The following is a 3,350-nucleotide window of genomic DNA, read 5'->3' as shown; positions in this document are numbered from 1 at the left end:
CTTCAACATCAAAGAAACCAAGCTGTTTCATAGCGCCATTCCCCCAATCAGATCCGGAGGAATGGAATCACAGAATAACCCTCCACCTGCCTTGGCGCATTAGCTCCGCCGCTTAAACCGATAGCTTCATCGACACCGCCAATGTCTATCAGTTTAGCCCGTCCGAGGAGATTTTCGGCGAGCTGTTGCAAGGTCGTCGCGAAGATTTCGTGTTCGCGGCTAAATTCTCCAATGGAGCCGTGCCTGCCCCGAGCCGGCTCGTCACCGGCAACAGCCGCAAGGCGATGGTTGCCTCGGTCGAAGCCAGCCTCGCGCACCCAGAGCCGGAAGCCGATCTGTTCCTGGTCAGTTTCGCCTCGGTCACTGGTCTCCCCACGGCGGTGGCGTGCTAACTCGAAAATATCACCCGGGCGGAAAAAAAGCTTTGGTGGGCAGATGTTCCAGACCGAGAATAGTGAAATCCGCACAGCGAAGGTCGATACGGTCCTTTCGATCGCTCAGGAAGTGAACGCCAGTCGCGATTGCCTGGGCAATCGGTCATGGTGCTGTGCCGATCATCGGCCCTCGTACGCTGGAGCAAGTGGAAAGGAATCTCTATGCAGCCGAAGTTATGCTTTCAATAAAATATGTCGTCTACTTTAGTACGGCTACCACTATCGCCCACAGCAGCAGCATTCGCACCATACGTTCGACAGGGTGTCTATCGTAGCTTTTGGAAAACCTGCATCTACAAGGCTGAAGTCCGTCTGAACCAATAGCGTCTTCGTTTGGTTCTCTTCAAACAGAGTATTACTTCCAATTTGGATGGAATAATTTTCCAACCTTTCCGTAGACCCGGAGGCCGTTGACGGACAGGATACCTTTCAGTCAATGACCTGATATCTGGCAGCATGTCACTGTTCAGTGTGCTTTTTTTGGAAAGGTTATACCATGCATTTTTCTTTGCCTCCGATTGCTCTTATTGCAGCTTCCATCACGGCGCTGCCGGCCATCGCTTCCGCCCAGACCGTGACAAACCCGGCCCAAGTCCAGTCCGGCATCTATGCCATTGAGCCGGGCCATACGCAGGTTGGATTTTCCCTGCTGCATTTCGGTTTTACCTACTATAGTGGATTTTTCTCCAATGTCTCCGGCACGCTGCAACTGAATGCCAAGACGCCGTCCGCTTCGAAATTGTCCGTAACGATCCCGGTCGCTTCCGTGCAGACAACTAGCGACAAGCTAACCGACGAACTCAAAAGCGACCAGTGGTTCGATGCTGGGAAGTTCCCGAATGCAAACTTTACCTCCACTGAGGTCAAGCGTGTCGGCAAGACAGATGCCATCGTGACGGGTAACTTGACCCTGCATGGCATCACAAAGCCCGAGACGCTTAAGGTGCATTTTGTCGGCGCCGGTATCAACCCGATGGATAAGAACTACACGACCGGCTTCGAAGCCGCTGCCACAATCAAGCGCAGCGACTTTGGCGTGAAGATGTACGTGCCCTATGTCGGTGACGACGTAACGCTGCATATTGCCGGCGCCTTCGAGAAGCAGAACTGAGATCATGAAAACAGTCCCGATGCTGATTGAGCGAACATCGCAATATGGAGTGGTGGCGATCGTCCTACACTGGCTGATCGCAGCCGGGATTCTGCTCCTGATCGGCATGGGGCTGACCATGGATCATGCTTCCCTTGATCCGATGCGCATGTTTCAGTTGTATCAGTTACATAAATCCATTGGAATTTTGGTCCTGCTACTGGTCTGTTTGCGAGTAGGATGGCGACTGACCCATGCGTCGCCCGCGCTTCCGGCGGATATGCCTGTCGCGGAACGTCGAGCCGCCCATCTGGCTCATCTGGCCCTTTATGGATTGCAGATCGTCCTCCCGCTCAGCGGGTGGGCCATGGTTTCTGCGTCTGTTCTCGGCATTCCAACAGTGCTGTTCGGCATGGTGCCATGGCCGGATCTTCCAGTTCTCGCAACACTTCAGAACAAGGCTCCTGTCGAAGCTGCCCTGAAGGGGTTTCACCATTGGGCCGCATGGACACTAGCCGTTCTGCTTGTCCTGCATGTCGCTGCCGTTTTGCGACATGCCTTTATTCTAAAGGATTCAGTGCCTGGGCGTATGCTGCCCTGGCGGGCTGGATCGTCCCAACGCAAACAGCCATAGGATTTTCACAATGCCATCCATTAAACTAATCACCACCCTGGCACTTGCAGCGGGCCTTTCCCAGCCCGTGTCTGCCATGGCGATAGACTGGACGCTTGATCCGGCCCATAGCACGCTGGCCTTTTCGGGCAAGCAGACCGGAACACCGTTCAGCGGTCACTTCGGAACATTCAACGGTACTATTTCCTTTGATCCGACGCACCCAGAAGCTGGGCATGCCCATGTGACGCTCGCTATGGCAAGTGCCGTCACGGGCGATCAGCAACGGGATGGTGCTTTACCGGGAAAAGACTGGTTCAATGTTGCCGGTTTTCCCTCCGCGGTGTTTGACGCACAGAGTTTTCGTGCCATGGGAGGAAATGCCTATGAAGCCGTCGGTACCCTGGCGATACGTGGCATCAGCAAACCAGTCACTTTACCTTTCACGCTCGACATTAATAGCACCACAGCGCATGCGAAAGGGCATCTTGACCTCGTACGCTCCGACTTCGGAGTCGGACAGGGACCATGGGCGAGCGGGCAGTGGGTCTCACTGAACGTGGGCGTCGACATGGATATCACAGCGCAACGGAAGCCCTGAGCAATGGGAGAGCTTCCTACCTCTTCGCCCGGGTTTGCCGTAGAGCACGTCGTCCTGACAGTGAACAATCTGGAAAAGGTCACAACCTTTTATCAGGCAGTGATCGGCCTTGATCGAACTCCGACAGGACAGACATGCGCGGCAACGCTCCTCTCGGGAAGCAGCGCTATTCCACACGGCTTTCCTATTACCGTCCCGCTCCGCCCTGGCCTGTTGGATTGACCACGCAATGGAGCGGAAATTGCCGCTGGTCGGGGCATCGGGCCATGATGTAAGCGAGGCCGTCTACCTGTCCGATCCGGAAGGGAACGGCGTCGAAATCTATGCCGACCGCCCTCCGTCCAGCTGGTACTGGCGGGACGGCACGATACGCGTGAGCACAAAACCTCTCGATATTCCCGCCCGGCTCGAACGGAGCCGCAGAGCACGCTGGGATGGCGCGCCCACCGGCACACAGATCGGACATGTTCATCTTCAGGTCGGCACCATTGAGGTCGCGGAAGAGTTTTATGCTCGCAAACTCGGTCTGGATGTCACCTGGAGGGATCGAAGAACCCTTGATTGATGTGCTTGGCCCGTAATTTCTGGCTTTTGGCGATTTGATAGACGGTT

Annotated in this window: 6 protein-coding genes; all 6 read left to right on the top strand. The window is 55.3% G+C overall.

All coding sequences use genetic code 11. From position 1 onward, the window contains the following. Nucleotides 1-128 precede the first annotated feature (128 nt). The 6 genes from HK24_RS13740 (at nt 129) to HK24_RS13335 (ending at nt 3,303) form a co-directional block, all read left to right on the top strand. Nucleotides 129-392, top strand: a complete 264-nt coding sequence (locus HK24_RS13740) for an aldo/keto reductase (protein ID WP_255376452.1) — start codon at nt 129-131, stop codon at nt 390-392. A 538-nt stretch (nt 393-930) separates the two neighbouring features. Next, on the top strand, nt 931-1,545 hold the full coding sequence (locus HK24_RS13355) for a YceI family protein (RefSeq protein WP_086634879.1): 615 nt from the start codon (nt 931-933) through the stop codon (nt 1,543-1,545). Nucleotides 1,546-1,549: 4 nt separating this feature from the next. After that, on the top strand, nt 1,550-2,158 hold the full coding sequence (locus tag HK24_RS13350) for a cytochrome b (RefSeq protein WP_198942139.1): 609 nt from the start codon (nt 1,550-1,552) through the stop codon (nt 2,156-2,158). Between the two features lie 10 nt (nt 2,159-2,168). Further along, nucleotides 2,169-2,738 (top strand): YceI family protein, encoded by a 570-nt coding sequence (locus HK24_RS13345; RefSeq protein WP_086634878.1) that lies wholly within the window; start codon nt 2,169-2,171, stop codon nt 2,736-2,738. 3 nt (nt 2,739-2,741) lie between these two features. Next, a complete protein-coding gene (locus tag HK24_RS13340) occupies nt 2,742-2,960 on the top strand; it encodes a hypothetical protein (protein ID WP_086634877.1) in 219 nt (72 codons plus the stop codon). A gap of 7 nt (nt 2,961-2,967) precedes the next feature. Continuing rightward, nucleotides 2,968-3,303 carry a hypothetical protein gene (locus tag HK24_RS13335; protein WP_086634876.1) on the top strand — a complete coding sequence of 112 codons (336 nt, stop codon included), beginning with the start codon at nt 2,968-2,970 and terminating at the stop codon, nt 3,301-3,303. Nucleotides 3,304-3,350: the final 47 nt, after the last annotated feature.

The organism is Gluconobacter sp. DsW_058, assembly GCF_002153615.1.
GTDB classification, from domain to species: domain Bacteria; phylum Pseudomonadota; class Alphaproteobacteria; order Acetobacterales; family Acetobacteraceae; genus Gluconobacter; species Gluconobacter cerinus.
This window is presented reverse-complemented; position numbering and strand designations above follow the sequence as displayed.

Excerpts from the sequence above, each read along its gene's own strand:
- HK24_RS13345 (WP_086634878.1), top strand. The coding sequence starts at position 2,169 with ATGCCATCCATTAAACTAATCACCACCCTGGCACTTGCAGCGGGCCTT.
- HK24_RS13340 (WP_086634877.1), top strand. The coding sequence starts at position 2,742 with ATGGGAGAGCTTCCTACCTCTTCGCCCGGGTTTGCCGTAGAGCACGTC.
- HK24_RS13355 (WP_086634879.1), top strand. The coding sequence starts at position 931 with ATGCATTTTTCTTTGCCTCCGATTGCTCTTATTGCAGCTTCCATCACG.
- HK24_RS13350 (WP_198942139.1), top strand. The coding sequence starts at position 1,550 with ATGAAAACAGTCCCGATGCTGATTGAGCGAACATCGCAATATGGAGTG.
- HK24_RS13335 (WP_086634876.1), top strand. The coding sequence starts at position 2,968 with ATGGAGCGGAAATTGCCGCTGGTCGGGGCATCGGGCCATGATGTAAGC.